Source organism: Palleronia abyssalis (assembly GCF_900302445.1).
Taxonomy (GTDB): Bacteria; Pseudomonadota; Alphaproteobacteria; order Rhodobacterales; family Rhodobacteraceae; genus Palleronia; species Palleronia abyssalis.
This window is the reverse complement of record NZ_ONZF01000001.1, coordinates 269,063-286,929: the sequence shown is the minus strand read 5'-3', so window position 1 is coordinate 286,929 and position 17,867 is coordinate 269,063. Positions and strand designations below refer to the sequence as shown.

Here is a 17,867-nt window from a genome sequence, read left to right as displayed (position 1 = left end):
ATCAGCTTCCTCCGAACATGTCGACGGGGGTTGGTGTGTAACCGGCCCCTGGCGCGATGAAGCGGCGCAGCTGTTCGCGTGCCTGTTCTTGGCTTGCCGCCTGTCGGGCCTGTTCGAGCGATTGGGCACGGCCCTGGGCGGCCATCAGTGCGGTGAGATCGGCCAGTTGCTGCGATTGCAGGGCGACGAGTTGATTGCCCGCCTGCGCCGCCTGCAGCGCGCCGGTGGCGTTCTGGCTCTGCGTGACCAGCTCGGACATGGTGGTCCGGGTCCGGTCGAGATTGCCGACGACGCCGGCCTGGGTCTTCAGCGCATCCTCGAACCCCGCCACGGAGGTCTGCCAGCGGCCGCGGGCACCGGCCACCAACTCCGGATCGCTGAGGCCGGTAAACCCTGCGGCGTAATCGGTGTCGAAGGCGTCCTCGATGCTGGCCACGTCATAGGCGATGCGCTGCGCCTCGCCGAGCAGGTCCTGGGTGCGCTGCACCGATTGCTGCAGCTGCGCCAGCGCGGAATGCGGCAGGCTCGCGAGGTTGCGGGCCTCGTTGACGAGCATCGCCGCTTCGTTCTGCAGCGATGCGATCTGGTTGTTGATCTGCTCCAGCGACCGGGCCGCGGTCAGCAGGTTCTCCGCATGGTTGGTCGGATCGTAGACGATTCCGCCGAAGCCGCCGCCGAAGAGTCCGGCCTGGGCCGGGACGGGGGTGACGGTCAACGTCACGGGAAGGGCAAGGAGGGCACCGGCGAGAAGGGCGCTAGAAAGATTCTTGGGGGTCATCATTGTTCTCCTTTGGTTGGTCAGTATCGGGAGGGGCGGGTCGGGAAATGCGGCCCGTCCGATCGTTCGGCGTGGGAAGGGGATCAGCTTCCGCGCTCTCGACAGCCTTGGCATCCGGTTCGTTCAGCCTTGCGGGAAGCAGGTCGGCGGCCCAGCCGAGGCCGCGATGGCGCAACCAGGCGGCGGCGAAGCCGGATCGGCCATGTTCGTCGACGAGATCGGCCATGGCGGTCTGGTCGGCCTTGGACGACGCCGCGCAGAAGGCGAGCGCCACATCCGAGAGCCCGAGCTCGAAGAGCCGGTTGCCGCGCCGCGACTGGCAGTAGTAATCCCGCTTCGGCGTTGCCTGGGCGATGATATCGATCTGCCGGGCGTTCAGGCCGAACCGGTCGTAGATCGCGGCGATCTGCGGCTCCAGCGCGCGCTCGTTCGGCAGGAAGATCCGCGTCGGGCAGGACTCGACGATGGCGGGCGCGATCGCGCTGCCGTCGATATCGGCGAGCGACTGGGTCGCGAAGATGACGCTCGCGTTCTTCTTGCGCAGCGTCTTCAGCCATTCCTTCAGCTGCGCGCCGAAGGTCGGATCGTCGAGGGCCAGCCACCCCTCGTCGATGAGGATCAGCGTCGGCGCGCCGGTCAGGCGGCCTTCGATCCGGTGGAAGAGGTAGGCCAGCACGGAAGGGGCCGCGGCCGTGCCGATCAGCCCCTCGGTCTCGAAGGCCTGGACGTCCGCCTCCCCGAGCGCCTCGGTCTCGGCGTCGAGCAACCGGCCCCAGGGCCCGTCGAGCGTATACGGCTGCAATGCCTGCTTCAGATCCGACGATTGCAGGATGACGGCAAGCCCGGTCAGGGTCCGCTCCCCGACCGGGGCCGAGGCGAGGCTGGTGAGCGCCGACCAGATATGGTCGCGGGTTGCGGGACCGATCTCGACACCTTCGCGGCCGAGGAGCCCGGCGATCCAGGCCGCGGCCCAGGCCCGTTCGGACTCCTCGTCGATCTGCGCCAGCGGCTGCAGCGAGACGGGCAGGGCGTCCTCGCCCGAAAGCGCGCCGCCGAGATCGTGCCAATCCCCGCCCATGGCCAGCGCCGCCGCGCGGATCGAGCCCCCGAAATCGAAGGCGAAGACCTGGGCACCTGCATAACGGCGGAACTGAAGGGCCATGAAGGCAAGGAGCACGCTCTTGCCCGCGCCGGTCGGCCCGACGATGAGACCGTGGCCGACATCGCCCACATGGGTGGAGAAGCGGAACGGCGTCGCTCCGGCCGTCTGCGCGTGGAAGAGCGGCGGCCCGTCCAGGTGATCGTTCCGGGCCGGTCCCGCCCAGACGGCCGAGAGCGGGATCATATGGGCGAGGTTCAGCGTCGAGACCGGCGGCTGGCGCACATTGGCGTAGAGATGGCCGGGCAGGGAGCCGAGCCAGGCCTCGACGGCGTTGACGCCTTCTCGGATGATCGTGAAGTCACGGCTCTGGATAACCTTCTCGGCGACTCGGAGGTGGTCGTCCGCGACTTGTGGGTCCGGGTCCATCACCGTGAGCGTCGCGGTGACATAGGCCCAGCCGGCGATATCCGCGCCGAGCTCCTGCAGCGCCTCGTCGGCATCGATTGCCTTGTTGGCCGCGTCCGAATCCAGGAGCGTCGCGGCCTCGTTGGTCATGATCTCCTTGAGGATCGCGCCGATGCCCTTGCGCTTGGCGAACCATTGGCGGCGGATGCGGGTCAGCAGCTTTGCGGCATCGGTCTTGTCGAGGAAGATGGCCCGGGTCGACCAGCGATAGGGAAAGGCGAGCCGGTTGAGGTCGTCGAGGATGCCGGGGAAGGTCGCCGACGGAAACCCGATGATCGAGAGCGTCCGGACGTGATGGGTGCCCAGGCGCGGCTCCAGCCCGCCGGTGAAGGACGTGTCGGCCAGCAGCGCGTCCAGATGCATCGGCGTCTCCGGGACGCGGACGCTCTGCGCGACCGGCGAGACGCAGCCGTGGAGATAGGTGAGCGTCTCCGCATCCGTGAGCCAGATGGCTTCCGGGAAAAAACCCTGCAGCAGGTCGAGCAGCCGGTCCGAGCGGTCCACGAAGCCGGCGAGCTGCTCTGCGGCCTTCGATCCGGCCGCGCGGTTGCGGCCCTCGTAGAGCCAGCCCTCGGCGCGGGACGCGTCCTCGGAGGGCGGCAGCCAGACGATGGTGAGGACGTATCGGCTCTCGAAATGGGCCTGCTCCTCTTCGAATTGCGCCTTTCGCTCGGCTTCGACCATCGCGGAGACCGGATCGGGGAAGGGGCTCTCGGGATAGTCCTTTGCCGGAATGCGCCTTGCTTCCGCGAAGAGCGTCCAGCCCGACCCGAGGCGTCTGAGCGCTCCGTTGAGCCGGGACGATGCCGCCACAAGTTCGGCGGGCGTGGCCGAGTCCAGATCGGGGCCGCGAAACCGCGCCGTACGCTGCAGCGATCCGTCCTTGTTCAGGACGACACCCTCACCGACCAGTGCCGCCCAGGGCAGGAAATCCGCCAGCAGGCGCGGCTTGGAGCGGTACTCGGCGAGGTTCAGCATGGCTCAGACCCGCAGATGCGCGGGGTAGCGCAGATGGCGGCGCACGACATCGACGAATTGCGCGTCCCGCTTCGCGGCCCAGACGGCGGCGATATGGCCAATGAGCCAGAGCAGGAGGCCGACGATCCAGAGCCGCAGGCCGAGCCCGATGGCCGCCGCAAGCGTGCCGTTGGCGATGGCGATGGTGCGCGGGGCTCCGGCCAGCAGGATCGGCTCGGTCAGCGCGCGATGCACCGGCGCGAAGAACCCTGGGAGATCGTCGGAACCCTGCCAATCGCTACCGCTCATGGCGTTCCTCCCTCGGAAGGCTCCACTGGAGCCTTCCGTTCAGCAAAACTGAACCGATCGCCACCATCAGATCAGGACTCCGCCGCCGAAGGAAAAGAAGGACAGAAAGAAGCTCGATGCCGCGAAGGCGATGGAAAGGCCGAAGACGATCTGCACCAGACGCCGCGCGCCGCCGGAGCTGTCGCCGAAGGCGAGCGTCAGGCCGGTGATGATGATGATCATGACCGCGACGATCTTGGCGACCGGGCCTTCGATCGATTCCAGGATCGCCTGCAGCGGAGCTTCCCAAGGCATGCTCGAGCCCGCGGCGTGCGCGCGCGAAGACATCGCGGCAACGGTTAGGGCGGCGGAAGCCGCGGCGAGAGGGTGGTTCAGGGTGCGGATCATGACGGATCTCCGGAGGGGGCTGGGACGAGGGGCGCGAGGGCGTAGTCGCCGGCGGCGGTGAGACCGGTGACGGAGGCGAGCTCGACGAGACGCCGCCTGCCGCCGCGGCCTTCGAGCACCGCGATGGTGTCGATCGTCTCGGCGATCAGCGCCCGGGAGACCGTGACGACCGCTTCCTGGATGAGCTGTTCGAGGCGGCGCAGCGCCCCGAGTGCGGAGCCCGCATGGATCGTGCCGATGCCGCCGGGATGTCCGGTGCCCCAGGCCTTCAGCAGGTCGAGTGCTTCGGGACCGCGGACCTCACCGATCGGAATGCGGTCGGGGCGCAGCCGCAGCGAGGAGCGCACGAGGTCCGACAGCGAGCAGACGCCGTCCTTGGTGCGCAGGCTGACGAGGTTTGGTGCTGCGCATTGCAGCTCGCGCGTGTCCTCGATCAGCACGACGCGGTCGGCGGTCTTGGCGACTTCGGCGAGCAGGGCGTTGGTCAGGGTCGTCTTGCCGGTCGAGGTGCCGCCGGCGACGAGGATGTTCTTGCGAGACGTAACCGCCAGGCGGAGCGCATCGGCCTGCTTGGCGTCCATGATGCCGGACCCGACGTAGTCCTCCAGCCGGAACACCGCGACGGCGGGCTTGCGGATCGCGAAGCTCGGCGCGGAGACAACGGGCGGCAGCAAACCCTCGAAGCGCTCGCCGGTCTCCGGCAGCTCCGCCGAGACCCGGGGAGCGCCCGCATGGACCTCGACGCCGACATGATGCGCGACGAGGCGGACGATGCGCTCGCCATCCGCGGCCGACAGGGTGTCGTTGGTCGGCGACAGGCCCGATCCGAGCCGGTCGACCCAAAGCATCCCATCCGGGTTGAGCATCACCTCGACGGTCTCGGGATCGTCGAGGGAGGCGGCGATGGCGGGCCCGAGGGCCGTGCGCAGCATGCGCGCGCCCCGGCTCGTCGCCTCGGTTCGAAAAGGATGGATGGCCATGCGCGTCCCCGGTGTTCGGCCGGGTCGCGACCTGCGTCCGGCGTTCGGGGTCGAGTAGAAGAGGCAGGATCTGCGCCGGATCAACAGGAGGTTGGAAGGGGTAGGGCTCTGGCGTGGAACGGCAGGGAAACGGCGGGTTTGTTGGAAAGCGCTATCGCTGAACTTCGCTTAGCCGCCGGATAAATCTAAGCTGCCGTCCGGCAGGTCATGCGCCCCGATACAGAGCCGATGATCCCCCAGAACCTCGATGACGCGACATTCCCGGGCTTGACCCGGATCGTCCGCGTTCGCCATCCGCGCCAGTTCTTCGCGAAGCTGCGCGAGAATGGTCAGGCGTCGATCGACCGCGGCGAGCTGCTTGCGCGCGATCTTATGCGCTGGCGCGCAATCCTCCGACGGCGCTTCGGCCAGCGCCATCAGATCGGCGATGTCACCCAGACCGAAGCACAGCTCCCGCGCGTGGCGCAGGAAGGCGAGCCGTTCGAGGGCGGCTTCATCGTAGCGCCTTTGCCCGCCTGTCGTGCGCGCAGGCGACGGGATCAGGCCCCGGCCTTCGTAGTAGCGGATCGTCGTCACCTTCACGCCCGTGCGGCGCGACATCTGCCCGATGGAGTATTCCTTCATCATCACCCTTGAACCTACAGTCGCTGTAGATCGTATCTATCCTAAAACGATACGGATCGAAAGGAGCTGTCATGGGACAAGGCCACCACCATCACGTCGATACCGAGGCAGGCGACCGTCGAGTCTTCGCCGCCATCGCGGTCAATCTCGGGCTGACGGTCGCGCAGATCGTCGGTGGCATCGTTTCCGGCTCGCTCGCTCTGATCGCCGACGCGCTGCACAACTTTTCGGATGCGATTTCGTTGATCATCGCCTTCGCGGCCCGGAAAATCGCTCGGCGGCCACAGGACGCAGACATGACCTTCGGCTATGGCCGGGTCGAGGTCGTCGCCGCGCTCATCAACTATACCACGCTGATCGTGATCGGGCTTTACCTGCTCTACGAGGCGGCAATGCGCTTCGCCAATCCGCAGCCCGTCGAAGGCTGGCTGATCGTCATCATCGCCGGGATCGCGCTCGTCGTTGATGCCGTGACGGCCGCACTGACTTATGCCATGTCGAAATCCAGCGTGAACATCCGCGCGGCCTTCCTGCACAACGTCGCCGACGCGCTCGGCTCGGTCGCCGTGATCGTCGCGGGGGCACTGATACTGCTCTACGACTGGCGCTTGATCGACCCGCTGGTGACGGTGCTGATCGCGGGGTACATCCTGTGGCAGTCGTTCCGTGAGATCGGCACGGTGATCCGTATCCTGATGCTCGGCTCGCCGCCGGAGATCGAGACTGAAGCCGTCCTCGACACCGTGCGTGGGATCGACGGCGTGACGGGCATCCACCACGCGCATTTCTGGCAGATGGACGAATACCGCGCGGCGCTCGATGCACATGTCGTCATCGCCAAGGGCCGCTGGAACGACGCGGATGCGGTGAAGGACCGGATCAAGGCCGCACTGGCTGATCAGTTCGACGTCGAGCACACGACGCTGGAGCTGGAATGCGCGCGCCATGCCTGCGACGACCCGTCCGCGTTCGGTGGGCGCGGGCACGGAGAGGCGCAGGATGGATAAGCGACTACTCTGTGTAGCGTTCGCAGTCGCCGAGCCCGGTCGCGGTTGAGGCAAGGAGCCGATCCGCGGCACGGATCAGCTCGGCAACCCGCCTGTCCGCCAGGCGATACCGGACAAATCGACCTTCGCTGCGGCGGCTGACCAGCCCGCAGTCGAGCAGGCAGCGCAGATTGTTCGAGACATTGGGCTGACCGAGCCCAGTATGTCCGACGACTTCTTGCACGCTGCATTCGTCCGACACCAGCGCATCGAGGATTGCCAGACGGCTGGGATCGCCGAGGCCCCGGAAGAGCTTTGCCCGCAGCTCCAAAGCGTCGTGTGCCAAAAGATCGTCTCGAACGCCTTGCGTCGTCATATCATTATCCACTGATACGTCAGCGGCGAACCCTTTCGCTTGCCACCTTGAAGAGGATCGCACATGAGCCAAGCCAAGAACAGCACGTTGCCCACAGCGGCCTCGCCGATCCGGATGCGGGTGCAGGGGATGGACTGCGCCAAGGACGCCGCCGAAAGCGAACGCGCGGCTCTGTCGGCGGGCGTAGCCGATGGCGATGTGAAGGTATCGGCCGCCACCCATGTCATGACATTACGGATCGCCGAGGCCGACCTGCCGAAAGTGCGCCCCGCCCTGGACGCGACCGGCTACGGCTTCGAAAAGATCGAAGATGGCGATACTTCGTCCGATCCGGCCTACAAGGACCCGAGCTATCGCCGCGCGCTCTGGATCGTGGTCGCGCTCAATCTCGGATACGGCGTGGTCGAGATGTTCGGCGGGTTCCTGTCAGGCTCGCAGGCACTTAAGGCAGACGCGCTCGATTTTCTGGGCGACGGCGCGATCACCTTTCTGGGTCTGCTCGCCATCGGCTGGAGCCTGACATGGCGGGCGCGGTCGGCGATCGTTCAGGGCGTGTTTCTGGGACTTCTGGGGTTAGGCGTTGTCGGCAGCACGATCTGGCGCGTTCTCAATCAGACGACACCCGAAGCCGGGTTGATGGGGGCCTTCGCGGTGGGCGCGCTGATCGTGAACATCCTCGCGGTCCTGCCGCTGCTGAAGCACCGCAAAGGCGATGCCAACATGCGCGCCGTCTGGCTGTTCTCACGCAACGATGCCATTGGCAACCTTGCCGTGGTGATCGCCGCCGGGCTGGTTGCATGGCTTGGCAGTGCCTGGCCGGACCTCATCGTCGCGTTCGCCATCGCCGGACTGTTCCTGCATTCATCATGGATGATCATCCGCGACGCGAGGAACGATCTGAAGGACGAGTAGGGGGCGCTTACGCTAAAGCAGCGATCCCAAATCCGATCCAACACTTGGATAGGCCGCCGTCATCGACTTAAGCTGTTTTGCGGTCAGGCCCAGCTTGATCGCCAGTCCGAAGAAGTTGATAAGCTCGCCGTATTCCGGGCCGAACAGGTGCGCGCCAAGGATCTTGCCGTTCGACTTGTCCGCGAGAATCTTCGCGGCGGCGGAGGTCTCGCCGATCCGGTAGTTCGAATACCAACCGCCAGTGTCGGTGAACCGGACGTCAACGTCATGACCGGCATCTCTAGCCTCATTTTCCAACATTCCGACACGTGCCACTTCCGGGACGGTGAAGACGGCTGTCGGAATACCGGCATAATCCGGTGCGGTCTGAGTGTCTTTGAGCATGTTGGAGGCCGCGACCTTCCCTTCGATCACTGCGACTGGCGTCAGCGGCATGCCATCGGTGTCGGCGGAATCTCCGGCGGCATAGACCGCGCCGTTCGTCGTGCTTTGCAGATGCGGGGCTACGACGATGCCCTTGTCGCCATAATCGACTCCGGCGGCCTCCAGATCCAGGTCGGTGAGGGCAGCTACGCGGCCTGCGCCATGCACCACCAGATCGGTTTCGATTGTCCTGGTCTCACCGTCCGATTTCACTTCGACCTTGAATGCCCCTTCGGCTTCCGCCACCGAGACGATTTCCGTCTCGCGCATCAGGTCCACGCCGATACCGCTGCCGCGCTTGATCAGCATTTCGACCAGATCGGGATCGAAGCCGCCCAATGGGCGGGCCCCGCGATCCACAACGATGGGTTTGGCTCCGGCCCGTGCGGCGATATGCGCGAACTCGAAGGACACGAAGCCGCCACCGATGAAGAGGATGCGGTCGGGGAGGGTTTCGAGGTTCAGGAAATCCGTGCTGTCGATCACGAGATCGGCCCCATTGAAGCCGAGCGGCCTGGGCATGGCACCGGCGGCGACGAGAAACCGTTTCGACCGATATGGCGTCCCGTCGACCTCCAGCATGTTTTCTCCGGTGAAGCGCGCAGCTTCATGCAGGGTTTCGACGCCGTTGCCCGACAGGCCTTTTTCCATCTTGTCCGGCACCGGATCGGTGAAGCCCCGTTTGTGCGCCATCAAATCGGCCCAGTTGATCGACAGATCGCCGGTGTCGATCCCCTTGCCCTGCATGAGCCGCGCCGCATCGATGATTTCCGCACCTCGCCGCAGGATTTTCTTCGGATCACAGCCGCGCAAGGCGCAGGTGCCGCCGTAGGGCAGCGCATCGACGATGGCTACACGCCATCCTGCTGCGCCACACTTGTTGGCCGCGGCCACGCCCGCCATGCCTGCCCCGATGACGACCAGGTCGTAGTCTTCATTCATTTGCTGGTCCTTGTCCTGATCTTCATCCGGCGCAGCAGCTCAGCTTCGCCACGTCCATGTCGAAGGTTTGCGCCGCCAACTTAAGCCCTTCCGCCGTTGTCAGATACGGGAAGATCGTCTCCCCGAGGGCCTTTGTGGTCATGCCGAACTTCAGCGCCATGACGAGAGTCTGGATCGTATCGGACCCCTCGGGCGCGATGATCTGGCCACCAAGCAATCGGTCGGACTTTCTGTCCGCCACCAGCTTGATCAATCCGCGCGGGTCACGTGCGGCCAGCGCACGCGGCACCTGATCAAGCGGTACGATGGACGTCTTTACGTCGAAGCCCGCGTCGCGCGCCTGGGCTTCACCGAGACCGACGCCCGCGACCTGCGGGTCGGAAAACACCACCCAGGGCATCGCGGCGTTGTCGTAGCGATGATCCTCGCCGAGAACCGCGTTTCTAGCGGCGAGCTTCGCACCGTAGGCCGCCATATAGACGAACTGGTCGCGGTCGGTCACATCACCCGCTGCATAGATGCCGCGCACCGATGTCTGCATGTCCTCGCCGACGGTGATGGACCCACGCGCGTCGGCTTCAACACCGATCTCGTTCAGCCCCATACCTTCGGTATTTGCCCGCCTGCCCGCGGTCGACACGAGGTGATCCGCCGTCACGTCGACAGGCTTCCCGTCCTGGATCACGCGCAGTGTCACGCCCGCGTCGTTCCGGCGCACAGTGTCGTAGCTCAATCCGGTCAGAAGGGTGATGCCTTCGGCCACGAACGCCTCCGCCAGCGCCTCGGACACTTCAGGCTCCGCGCCGGGCAGCACATGCGACCGCGCAACAAGCGTGACCTTCACACCCATGCGACTCATCATCTGAGCCAGTTCCGCGCCGATGTAGCCCGCGCCGATGAAGATCAGGCTTTTCGGCAGGGTTTCGAGTTCCAGAAGGCTGGTGCTGTCGAGAGCGCCGATGTCCTTGATCCCGTCGATGGTCGGCAGGACGGGACGCCCGCCCGTGGCGATGATGGTCTTCGGCGCTGTCAGCGTTCGCTCACCGACTGTCACTCCACCTTCGATCAGCCGTGCGGGACCGGCATCGATGTAATCGACACCCTCATATTCCGGCAAAAGATCGGCGTATTTCTTCTGGCGCAGGGTCGCGACCAGATCGTCCTTGGACTGGATGAGTGTGTGCCAATCATCCACTTGCGCGTGGCCTGATAGACCGGGGAACCGTTTGGCAGCTCCCGCACCGTGCACGGCCTCTGCAGCGCGGATCATTGCCTTGGACGGCACGCATCCCACGTTGACACAGGTTCCGCCGATGGCGCCATGCCCCACGAGAGCAACACGCTTTCCGGCATCCGCGGCCGTGATAGCGGCGGAGAAACCCGCCGATCCGGCCCCAAGAACGATCAGGTCATAGCCGCCCTGTTCATCGTCGTTTTTGTTCAGGTCTTTCATCTCAGCGCGCCTCGCCATGTCCGGGGGTCTTTTGGTCTGGCGACGAACAGATATCCGACCGCGCCGATGGCGATCAGCGGTGTCAGCATGCCGAGGAGGCCGAAGACCATGCCTGTGGCGGTGCAACATCCCATCATCATGGGAGCGATCCTTTCTTTTGCGCGCGGTTCAGGAGAACCGCGTAGAGGGCTATGGCGGCGAAAGCGCCGACCGTGATCCGTATCGCGAACCTGAATTCGAGAAGAATGATCAGGATCGACAGGGCCGCCGCGAGACCGGTGGCCCAAAGCTTCGGGGCCGGTCCCGGTTTGCCCGCGCGCAGCCAAAGGGCCTGCGCGACCGCGGCGAGGCTGAAGAACAGCAGTGGGAACAGGGCGTAATCGAGCCAACCCGTAAGGGCCGACAATCCGACGCCAGCGACGATGACGACCAGAAGCGGCGTAAAGCAGCAGAGCGCGGCGAAGAGCGCGCCGCCAAGTCCCCATTTCAGCAGGCGGTCAGAATTTTCGGATGTTGCGGTCATGGGGCCGTCTTTCTTTGTGATGGTTCGGGGCTGGACGAGTGGCTTGTCTCGGCACGGCGAAGTGCGCGGACGATCAGGTAGGTCAGACCCGCCAAAACCAGCACGGCAATGCCGTTTACCCCGGAGAGCCAGGCACCAATGCCGCCGAACAACGCCGCAAGCACGGCAGTGCCGCCGCCGCAGCAGACAACCACGACCGGAGCTGCTACCGCGAAGGCCAGCAGGCCACCCATCAGATTGTCCCGCATTGCAGACGGCTCAGGAGGCTGCGTCGGGCAGCACCTGCGCCGGATAGCCATTGGCTGTCACCGCGCCGATGATGCTTTCGATGGAAGTCTCGGCGTCATCGTAGGTCACGCTGTAAACACCCTGTTCGTATTCGGGGCCGTCCTCGAATGCGGCGATCTCGACCGACGGAACACCGCGCATCGAGCTGGCGACGATGAATGAACAGGACGGGCATGTCAGTTCGCTGACGGCGATCTCGACCTGGCGCTCTTCGGCAATGGCCGGAGTCGAGAGTGCGGCGATGGTCAGGGCAGATAGCAGGAGGTGCTTCATGGTCATGGTCCTCGTTCAGAATTTCAGGATGAAGGGGGTGATGTAGGGAAAGATCATGGCGACAGCGACAATCGCGGAAGCGGCCCAAAGGGTTGCGCGCATGATGCGGCGGTCGATGGGGCGGGCGCAGGTGCCATCGGCACAGGCCTCGGCATCTACAGGCTTGTAAGCCTTGTAGAAGCCGTATCCTAAAGACGCGGCGCACAGCGCGAAGGTGTACCACTTGTAAGCGTAGAGCGCCCCGAGCTGCGCGATGAACACGCCTGTCACGCCAAAGCTGACCAGAACAAGCGGCAGGATGCAGCACGAGGTCATCGCCAGCGCGCCGAGCACACCGAGGCCGGTCGCACCCCATGCCTTAGTGATTTCATCGCCAGACTGCTGCGACCGAGATTGCCGCACCTCTGCCAAATGTCGTTCCATCGAATCGTCCTTGAACCGGTATTTCCATCGTTCTAGGGTCTGTAGTTGATACAGGCTCAAGGGGTTTTTTCTACGAAATGAATAACGGACGCGTGACTTCACTCCGGCGGGTCGATCTGGCCCGCGCCACGGGCTGCAACCTCGAAACCATCCGCTACTACGAAAAAATCGGCATCATGCCGGACCCGCCGCGCAGCGTGAAAGGCTATCGCAGCTACGACGACGCCCATGTCAAACGGTTGAAATTCGTCATGCGGTCGCGCGACCTCGGGTTTTCTCTAGAAGAGGTTCGCGGGCTGCTCGGGCTGGTCGATGAGCAGTCGCGCACCTGCGCCGAGGTTCAGATCATTGCGGAAGATCACTTGACTGATGTTCAGGCCAAGATTGCAGACCTGAAACGCATTGAGCGTGTTTTGTCGGACACCGTCGCGCGATGCACCGGCGATTCCGCGCCGGAATGTGCTGTGATCGACGCTTTACTCGACGCGTAAACGGGTGCGCGTTTGAGCAGGGACCGCTGTGGTTATTGGAAAAGCCGCCATTGGCCGCAACGCAGAAATTCGGCAAGATGGGCTCTTCCCCGACCTCGGACGCACCGCACCAAATCGAGAGGTCGCTGCGCCTGGCGTCTTCGCGAAGGGCCGATAGCGGACTGTCACTCGAAGAACTTGTGCCTCAACGAAGCGGACTCTTTGAAACGCCTCATTGTTAGATGTGCCACACCCGCATCAGTCAGTTCGACGGATCGCGATTGACCTGCCCCCCTTGGGTCCCTCGTTCATAACGAGAGTCTGCGGGTTTGAGATTGGTAGTCTGGGCGGTCTTTCTGGGCAAGCGCGCCGGGCGCGGAGCCCTCAAATTGCTCAAGCGTCCGGCGCGCTTCGAGCGGCGTCTGGTTTCCCAGAGACGAGTGCGGCCTGACGGCGTTGTAATCGTAGCGCCAGAGCGCCAGCTTGCGCCGGGCATCGTCCAGGGTGTCGAAGATCTCCTCGTTCAAGAGCTCGTCGCGCAAGCTGCCATTGAAGCTTTCGATGAAGGCATTCTGCTGGGGCTTGCCCGGGTCGATGTAATGCCAGGGCACCCCGGTCTTGTCGGCCCACTTCAGGATGGCGCGGCTGGTGAACTCGGTGCCGTTGTCACTGACAATGCAAGCGGGCTTTCCGTAGATCCGCACCAGTGCATCCAGCTCGCGGGCGACACGAGCGCCCGAGATGCTCGTGTCGGCGGTCAGGCACAGGTTCTCCCGGCAGCAATCGTCGATCACCGCCAGTATCCGGAACTTGCGCGAGGCGCCGAAGCTGTCGGCCAGAAAGTCGAGCGACCAGCGGGCATTGGGATGCGCCGCCTTTGGCATCGGCGTGCGTGACCCACGGGCCCGCTTGCGTCCGCGCCGTCGCTTCACCGACAGCCCTTCCTCCCGGTAGAGCCGATAAAGCTTCTTGTGGTTCATGAGCATGCCCTTGCGCTCGAGCAGGATACCGATCCGGCGATAACCAAACCGGCGCCGCTTCCCAGCGATCTCCTTCATTTCCTCGCGGATCTCGGGGCAGTCCGGCGGGCGTGTGCGCCGGACCGTTTTGGGATCGACACCGACAAGCTGGCAGGCCCGGCGCTGCGAGATATCATGATCCCGCATTGCCCTGAGCGCCGCCTCTCGCCGCCTGGTCAATGTCGTCAGTTCTTTCCCAGCAGATCCTTCAGGACGACATTGTCGAGCATGGTGTCGGCCAGCAGGCGCTTGAGCTTAGCGTTCTCGTCTTCCAGCGTCTTGAGCCTGGCAGCCTCGGAGACCTCCATACCACCATACTTGGCTTTCAGCTTGTAGAACGTCGCCGGACTCAGCCCGTGCCTGCGGCACACATCACCTGTTGGCATGCCCGCCTCCTGCTCCTTGATCATCCCGATTATCTGCGCCTCGGTGAAACGGCTCTTCCTCATTCGTCTGCTCCTTCGCGGTTGAGCAGACTCTACATCAGACTGAGGGATCTCGAGGGGGGCAGGTCACCGGCGCATGCCCCCGAAGGGATGCTTCGCGGTTACCCCATGGCCTCGTCGGCCGGAGCGCAGCGGAGGATGGGGGGGGGGCGGCTCTTTTGCCTCGCGATGCAAAGCGCGGCCCCGGTGGCCGCGCGGCGGAAAAGAGGCGGCCCCCGCCGTTGCCGGACCGGCCCGCTTGCCGCAAACCAAAGCCCTCTTGGAAGGCCGTGGGCGCGGCTCTCTTCGACCCGGTGCCGCCACACCGTGAACGTGCCGAAATCGGCGCTTTTCGCTCAGCCGGTCCTGTCGCGCTGGACGCCGATCGGCAGGAAGCGCGCGACATCCTCGGGCGCGAGATGGCTTCGCAGGTGGTGCCGCAGCCCGTCCGCACCGAACGCCATTAGGTCCTCGTTGAAATCCTCCCGCGACGGCGTGAGCGGGATTGCATCGATGCCAAGGCTCCTGGAGCGATCCGTCAATGCCTTCAGAGCGGCGTCGCCCGCCGGATCGACATCGCGCAGGACATAGAGGCGGCGGAGCGCGGGGGGGAGGTCAATGGCGGCGAGATGCGCGGCGGAGAGCGCCGCGATGGTGGGCAGGTCGGGAAGGGCCTGTCGCACCGACAGGACGGTCTCGATGCCTTCGCCCGCGGCCAGGATATCGGTCGCGACGCCGAACCGGGCGCCGCCTCCGCGCAGGCGCCCCATGGCGCGTCGCGGCGTATCGATGGGTGCCTTTCCGAGATTGGCGCGGGTGAACCCGTCCGGGTCGAGCCAGGTCCGATGCACGCCGGTGATTGTGCCGGTCGGATCCGTGACGGCTGCAATCAGCGCGGGCCAGGTCTCGGTCGGACTGTGTCGGTCCTGGCGATAGTAGCAGGTCGGATGGAAACGCGGGCAATCGGTGCGCGAACGATCGGCGATGCCGCGCGCGGCGAGATAGCTCTCGGCCAGGGTGCCCCGGATCGGACGCGCAATGGCGAACAGACGTCGCGCGGCATCGGGTGAACCGGGCGCGGCGCGCTCGGTGGTCGGTCTGCCCTCCGGCCTCGGCAGGTGCAGGAAGCGCCGCGCCTCGTCGGCCACGTCGGCGAAGTCGGTCAGTCGGCAGGTCTCGCGGATGATGTCGAGAAGGTCGCCGTGCTGTCCCGTCGCGGCATCGCTCCAGCGTCCCGCCGCGCCCGCGCCGGAGGTCGGCCCCGTCAGCCGGACGAAGAGGGATCGGCCCGGATCGTTGTCGAGATTGCCGACGAGCCAATAGGAGCCCTGACGCCGGCCGTTCGACAGGTATTCCCGGCAGACCTCCTCGGCGTGGGCCGCGAGATCGGCGGCAAGGTCTGATGTGCTCTGCATGGCTATGCCTCCTGTCCAGAAAAAAGAGGCCCACCGTCGGTGACGGCGGGCCCAAGGGGAGTGGGAGGGAGAGGCGTTACTCCGCCGCTTGGAGCGCATCCTTGGGCTCGCCCCCATCGTCGCCGTCCTCCGCGGCAGGGTCGATAGCCCGTTCGCCGTCGTCCGCCGCCGTTTCTGCGACGGTGGATCGATCGGTATCATCGGACCGGACGTCCGGACCGGTCGCCGGCGCCTCCGCCGCTTCCGCAGGGGCAATCGGCGTGCGCAGCGGCTCCGGCACCCAGCCGCTGTCGGCGAGCAGCGTTTCCGCCTCGGCAGCCATCTCCGGCTTCTTCAGGTGATCGATGAGTTGCGCCTGGGCGCTGCCCTTCGCCTCCACCACCGCTTGCAGGATGCGCGCCTTCGTCACCCGGCCGAGATAGGTGTCCACGGTGGGGCGCCACCCCGCCGCCGCCATGTCGAGACCGGTGGCCTGCGCGATCCGGTCGGCATGGGCGAGCGCGCCGGGACGGCGATGGTAGGCCTCGTCGACCGCGTTCACCGTCAGCCCAACGCAATGCGCGAAGAGCGCGCTCCGGCTTTCCGCATCGAAATCCGCCAACGCGTCCCAAAGATCACCGGACGCCTTCGGCAGCTGCGCGGCCCAGCTCTCATGCCGCGCATCGATCGCCTGCGCCGATGCACTTTCGGCGAGGCCGGGTGCCTGTACGCCGAACCCGACGGACTTCGCGTCGATCTCGAGGCAGGTGTCCGGCGCGTAGCGGTAGAAGAGCTTCAGGCACATCGCGTGCAGCGCGGCGCGGAACGCGAGGTCCGGATCGCCGGCCAGCGCGTTGCGCAAGGCCAGCGTCCGATGCGCGGTCAGCTCGGCCACCAGCCGGTCCGGCAGCGGCTTGATCCCGTCCTCCTCGGGCGCGTCGTCTGGCTCGGTTAACGTGGTGCCGTTCGACATCGCCGCGTCTCCGTCCGCCTCCAGCGCCCCGGCATCGTCGCCACCTGTCTCCGGTTGCTCGATCGGCACCTCGTCCTCCGGCCGCACGTAACCACGTTCGATCCGCAGGGTGCCGTCATGGTCGATGCTGACGAAGGCCCCCGCGCGGGCCATCTCCTCGGCATCGAAGGTCAGGGGACGGGTCCGGTAGGCCTCCATCGCGTCCTCGATCTCGCCCAGGCGCGCATCGATCGCGTCGGGCAGTTCTTCGGCTCCGTCGTACTCATCCTCGAGCCGATCGTATTCCGCCTTCAGCGCCTCGTAGGCGGCGGTTTCCGCGTCGGTCGGCTCCACGGGATCGCCGATCAACCGGCGCAAGCCGAAGCTGTGGCCATAGGCGAAGTCCGGTGCCGTCTCGACCCATTTCCAGCCTTCGGCCGCGATCTCGGCCGCGGCGTCGTTCAGCCCTTCGGCGACCATCCGGTCGAGCAGCCCCGTATCCTGCAGCCAGCCGCCATCGTCCGACTGGAACAGGTCGCGCAGGATCGCGCCTCCGGCCTCCTCGTAGGCCTCCAATCCGACGAAGCGAGCCCGTTTGTCGGACGCGCGCACCGTCGCTTCGGTCAGCATGCGCCGGATCGTGTAGGGCTCCTTCGAATAGCCCTGCGCGATCGCCGCCCAGACCTGTTCCTGCCGCTCGTGGTCGGGATTGACGGTGAAGGCCATCAGCTGCTCCAGCGTCATGGCATCGTCGGCATAGAGATCGAGCAGGGCAGGGGCGACCGCGGCCAGCTTCAGCCGCTGCTTCACGACGCCGGTCGAGACGAAGAACGCGGCGGCGATCTCCTCCTCGCCGGTGCCGCGCTCGCGCATGGCCTGGAAGGCGCGGAACTGGTCGAGCGGATGCAGCGGCGCGCGCTGGATATTCTCGGCGAGGCTGTCCTCCTCCGCGATGCCGTCCAGACGCACGATGCAGGGCACGGGCGCAGTCTTGTTCAAGCGCTTCTGCTTCACGAGCAGTTCCAGCGCCCGGAAGCGCCGCCCTCCTGCGGGGATCTCGTAGAGGCCGGTCTCGGCGCCGTTGTCGTCGAGCAGGGGCCGCACGGTGAGGCTGGCGAGCAGCGTGCGACGCGCGATGTCCTCGGCCAGCTCCTCGATCGAGACGCCGGCCTTGATGTGCCGGACATTGGCCTGGCTGAGACGGAGCTTGTCGAAGGGGATGTCGCGCGAGGCGCTGAGGGTGATCTTGGTCTTGGCGGTCATGGGTCGTCTCCGTGACGGATCGGCCGGGAGCCACTCTCCCGACCTTCCGAACCCGTCACGAAAACCTCCTCCACCCTCTTTCTCTTGACCCAGCCGAAAGGGCGACGCCTCAGAGCGGCGAGCCGAGGATAGAAGAGCGATTC

The 17,867-nt window shown here is 65.6% G+C and carries 20 protein-coding genes; 3 read left to right on the top strand and 17 right to left on the bottom strand.

All coding sequences use genetic code 11. The features are described from left to right. Position 1 precedes the first annotated feature (1 nt). The 6 genes from trbJ to PAA8504_RS01420 all read right to left on the bottom strand — a co-directional run bounded on the left by trbJ (position 2) and on the right by PAA8504_RS01420 (position 5,605). Complete coding sequence (gene trbJ / locus PAA8504_RS01445; protein WP_108892386.1) at positions 2-781, bottom strand: P-type conjugative transfer protein TrbJ; 780 nt, start codon at positions 779-781, stop codon at positions 2-4. After that, entirely contained in the window at positions 756-3,323 is a 2,568-nt protein-coding gene (gene trbE, locus PAA8504_RS01440; protein ID WP_108892385.1) for a conjugal transfer protein TrbE, read from the bottom strand. The genes trbJ and trbE overlap by 26 nt, the downstream gene beginning before the upstream one ends. Before the next feature lie 3 nt (positions 3,324-3,326). After that, positions 3,327-3,611 (bottom strand): VirB3 family type IV secretion system protein, encoded by a 285-nt coding sequence (locus tag PAA8504_RS01435; RefSeq protein WP_108892384.1) that lies wholly within the window; start codon positions 3,609-3,611, stop codon positions 3,327-3,329. 66 nt (positions 3,612-3,677) lie between these two features. Then, positions 3,678-3,998 carry a TrbC/VirB2 family type IV secretion system protein gene (locus PAA8504_RS01430; protein WP_108892383.1) on the bottom strand — a complete coding sequence of 107 codons (321 nt, stop codon included), beginning with the start codon at positions 3,996-3,998 and terminating at the stop codon, positions 3,678-3,680. Next, on the bottom strand, positions 3,995-4,930 hold the full coding sequence (trbB, locus tag PAA8504_RS01425) for a P-type conjugative transfer ATPase TrbB (protein ID WP_219928893.1): 936 nt from the start codon (positions 4,928-4,930) through the stop codon (positions 3,995-3,997). Before trbB ends, PAA8504_RS01430 begins: the two co-directional genes overlap by 4 nt. 216 nt (positions 4,931-5,146) lie before the next feature. Continuing rightward, entirely contained in the window at positions 5,147-5,605 is a 459-nt protein-coding gene (locus PAA8504_RS01420; RefSeq protein WP_370739661.1) for a MerR family transcriptional regulator, read from the bottom strand. Positions 5,606-5,673: 68 nt separating this feature from the next. Here PAA8504_RS01420 and PAA8504_RS01415 point away from each other — a divergent pair, with 68 nt between their 5' ends. Then, a complete protein-coding gene (locus PAA8504_RS01415) occupies positions 5,674-6,609 on the top strand; it encodes a cation diffusion facilitator family transporter (RefSeq protein ID WP_108892381.1) in 936 nt (311 codons plus the stop codon). A gap of 4 nt (positions 6,610-6,613) precedes the next feature. Here the strand turns inward: PAA8504_RS01415 and PAA8504_RS01410 are convergent, their stop codons facing one another. After that, positions 6,614-6,964: an ArsR/SmtB family transcription factor gene (locus PAA8504_RS01410; protein WP_108892380.1), complete on the bottom strand. Its 351-nt coding sequence runs from the start codon at positions 6,962-6,964 to the stop codon at positions 6,614-6,616. Positions 6,965-7,027: 63 nt separating this feature from the next. On the opposite strand from PAA8504_RS01410, the gene PAA8504_RS01405 reads away from it, so the two are divergent. Continuing rightward, positions 7,028-7,876: a cation diffusion facilitator family transporter gene (locus tag PAA8504_RS01405; RefSeq protein ID WP_108892379.1), complete on the top strand. Its 849-nt coding sequence runs from the start codon at positions 7,028-7,030 to the stop codon at positions 7,874-7,876. A 12-nt stretch (positions 7,877-7,888) separates the two neighbouring features. Here the strand turns inward: PAA8504_RS01405 and PAA8504_RS01400 are convergent, their stop codons facing one another. The 7 genes from PAA8504_RS01400 to PAA8504_RS01375 are packed head-to-tail and all read right to left on the bottom strand — an operon-like array spanning position 7,889 to position 12,201. Then, on the bottom strand, positions 7,889-9,241 hold the full coding sequence (locus PAA8504_RS01400; RefSeq protein WP_108892378.1) for a dihydrolipoyl dehydrogenase family protein: 1,353 nt from the start codon (positions 9,239-9,241) through the stop codon (positions 7,889-7,891). A 22-nt stretch (positions 9,242-9,263) separates the two neighbouring features. Continuing rightward, a complete protein-coding gene (gene merA / locus PAA8504_RS01395) occupies positions 9,264-10,694 on the bottom strand; it encodes a mercury(II) reductase (protein WP_219928884.1) in 1,431 nt (476 codons plus the stop codon). Next, the gene (locus tag PAA8504_RS21945; RefSeq protein WP_181375660.1) at positions 10,691-10,834 is read right to left on the bottom strand and encodes a hypothetical protein; all 144 of its coding nucleotides are present in this window, start codon (positions 10,832-10,834) and stop codon (positions 10,691-10,693) included. The genes merA and PAA8504_RS21945 overlap by 4 nt, the downstream gene beginning before the upstream one ends. Then, positions 10,831-11,217 (bottom strand): mercury resistance system transport protein MerF, encoded by a 387-nt coding sequence (merF, locus tag PAA8504_RS01390; RefSeq protein ID WP_108892376.1) that lies wholly within the window; start codon positions 11,215-11,217, stop codon positions 10,831-10,833. The genes PAA8504_RS21945 and merF overlap by 4 nt, the downstream gene beginning before the upstream one ends. Next, entirely contained in the window at positions 11,214-11,450 is a 237-nt protein-coding gene (locus tag PAA8504_RS01385) for a hypothetical protein (protein ID WP_146190433.1), read from the bottom strand. Before PAA8504_RS01385 ends, merF begins: the two co-directional genes overlap by 4 nt. Before the next feature lie 25 nt (positions 11,451-11,475). Then, a complete protein-coding gene (locus tag PAA8504_RS01380; protein ID WP_245897481.1) occupies positions 11,476-11,778 on the bottom strand; it encodes a heavy-metal-associated domain-containing protein in 303 nt (100 codons plus the stop codon). Between the two features lie 15 nt (positions 11,779-11,793). Beyond that, positions 11,794-12,201, bottom strand: coding sequence for a mercuric transporter MerT family protein (locus PAA8504_RS01375; RefSeq protein ID WP_245897480.1), 408 nt, complete (start codon positions 12,199-12,201; stop codon positions 11,794-11,796). A gap of 77 nt (positions 12,202-12,278) precedes the next feature. On the opposite strand from PAA8504_RS01375, the gene PAA8504_RS01370 reads away from it, so the two are divergent. Then, complete coding sequence (locus tag PAA8504_RS01370; RefSeq protein ID WP_181375659.1) at positions 12,279-12,692, top strand: MerR family transcriptional regulator; 414 nt, start codon at positions 12,279-12,281, stop codon at positions 12,690-12,692. Positions 12,693-12,979: 287 nt separating this feature from the next. Here the strand turns inward: PAA8504_RS01370 and PAA8504_RS01365 are convergent. The 3 genes from PAA8504_RS01365 to PAA8504_RS01355 all read right to left on the bottom strand — a co-directional run bounded on the left by PAA8504_RS01365 (position 12,980) and on the right by PAA8504_RS01355 (position 17,724). Then, a protein-coding gene (locus PAA8504_RS01365) for an IS3 family transposase (RefSeq protein ID WP_108892373.1) occupies positions 12,980-14,139 on the bottom strand; the annotation gives its coding sequence in 2 pieces (ribosomal slippage) (positions 12,980-13,890 and positions 13,890-14,139; 1,161 coding nt in all). Between the two features lie 332 nt (positions 14,140-14,471). Continuing rightward, complete coding sequence (locus PAA8504_RS01360) at positions 14,472-15,536, bottom strand: DUF7146 domain-containing protein (RefSeq protein WP_370739671.1); 1,065 nt, start codon at positions 15,534-15,536, stop codon at positions 14,472-14,474. A gap of 70 nt (positions 15,537-15,606) precedes the next feature. After that, on the bottom strand, positions 15,607-17,724 hold the full coding sequence (locus PAA8504_RS01355) for a ParB/RepB/Spo0J family partition protein (RefSeq protein WP_108892371.1): 2,118 nt from the start codon (positions 17,722-17,724) through the stop codon (positions 15,607-15,609). Between the last annotated feature and the right edge of the window lie 143 nt (positions 17,725-17,867).

What these genes read in the sequence shown, in the direction of transcription:
- trbJ (WP_108892386.1), bottom strand. Translation starts at nt 781, where the DNA reads ATGATGACCCCCAAGAATCTTTCTAGCGCCCTTCTCGCCGGTGCCCTC.
- PAA8504_RS01410 (WP_108892380.1), bottom strand. Translation starts at nt 6,964, where the DNA reads ATGACGACGCAAGGCGTTCGAGACGATCTTTTGGCACACGACGCTTTG.
- PAA8504_RS01435 (WP_108892384.1), bottom strand. Translation starts at nt 3,611, where the DNA reads ATGAGCGGTAGCGATTGGCAGGGTTCCGACGATCTCCCAGGGTTCTTC.
- PAA8504_RS01430 (WP_108892383.1), bottom strand. Translation starts at nt 3,998, where the DNA reads ATGATCCGCACCCTGAACCACCCTCTCGCCGCGGCTTCCGCCGCCCTA.
- PAA8504_RS01385 (WP_146190433.1), bottom strand. Translation starts at nt 11,450, where the DNA reads ATGGGTGGCCTGCTGGCCTTCGCGGTAGCAGCTCCGGTCGTGGTTGTC.
- merA (WP_219928884.1), bottom strand. Translation starts at nt 10,694, where the DNA reads ATGAAAGACCTGAACAAAAACGACGATGAACAGGGCGGCTATGACCTG.
- PAA8504_RS01400 (WP_108892378.1), bottom strand. Translation starts at nt 9,241, where the DNA reads ATGAATGAAGACTACGACCTGGTCGTCATCGGGGCAGGCATGGCGGGC.
- PAA8504_RS01380 (WP_245897481.1), bottom strand. Translation starts at nt 11,778, where the DNA reads ATGAAGCACCTCCTGCTATCTGCCCTGACCATCGCCGCACTCTCGACT.
- PAA8504_RS01375 (WP_245897480.1), bottom strand. Translation starts at nt 12,201, where the DNA reads ATGGAACGACATTTGGCAGAGGTGCGGCAATCTCGGTCGCAGCAGTCT.
- PAA8504_RS01370 (WP_181375659.1), top strand. Translation starts at nt 12,279, where the DNA reads ATGAATAACGGACGCGTGACTTCACTCCGGCGGGTCGATCTGGCCCGC.
- trbE (WP_108892385.1), bottom strand. Translation starts at nt 3,323, where the DNA reads ATGCTGAACCTCGCCGAGTACCGCTCCAAGCCGCGCCTGCTGGCGGAT.
- merF (WP_108892376.1), bottom strand. Translation starts at nt 11,217, where the DNA reads ATGACCGCAACATCCGAAAATTCTGACCGCCTGCTGAAATGGGGACTT.
- PAA8504_RS01405 (WP_108892379.1), top strand. Translation starts at nt 7,028, where the DNA reads ATGAGCCAAGCCAAGAACAGCACGTTGCCCACAGCGGCCTCGCCGATC.
- PAA8504_RS21945 (WP_181375660.1), bottom strand. Translation starts at nt 10,834, where the DNA reads ATGATGATGGGATGTTGCACCGCCACAGGCATGGTCTTCGGCCTCCTC.
- PAA8504_RS01355 (WP_108892371.1), bottom strand. Translation starts at nt 17,724, where the DNA reads ATGACCGCCAAGACCAAGATCACCCTCAGCGCCTCGCGCGACATCCCC.
- PAA8504_RS01420 (WP_370739661.1), bottom strand. Translation starts at nt 5,605, where the DNA reads ATGATGAAGGAATACTCCATCGGGCAGATGTCGCGCCGCACGGGCGTG.
- trbB (WP_219928893.1), bottom strand. Translation starts at nt 4,930, where the DNA reads ATGCTGCGCACGGCCCTCGGGCCCGCCATCGCCGCCTCCCTCGACGAT.
- PAA8504_RS01415 (WP_108892381.1), top strand. Translation starts at nt 5,674, where the DNA reads ATGGGACAAGGCCACCACCATCACGTCGATACCGAGGCAGGCGACCGT.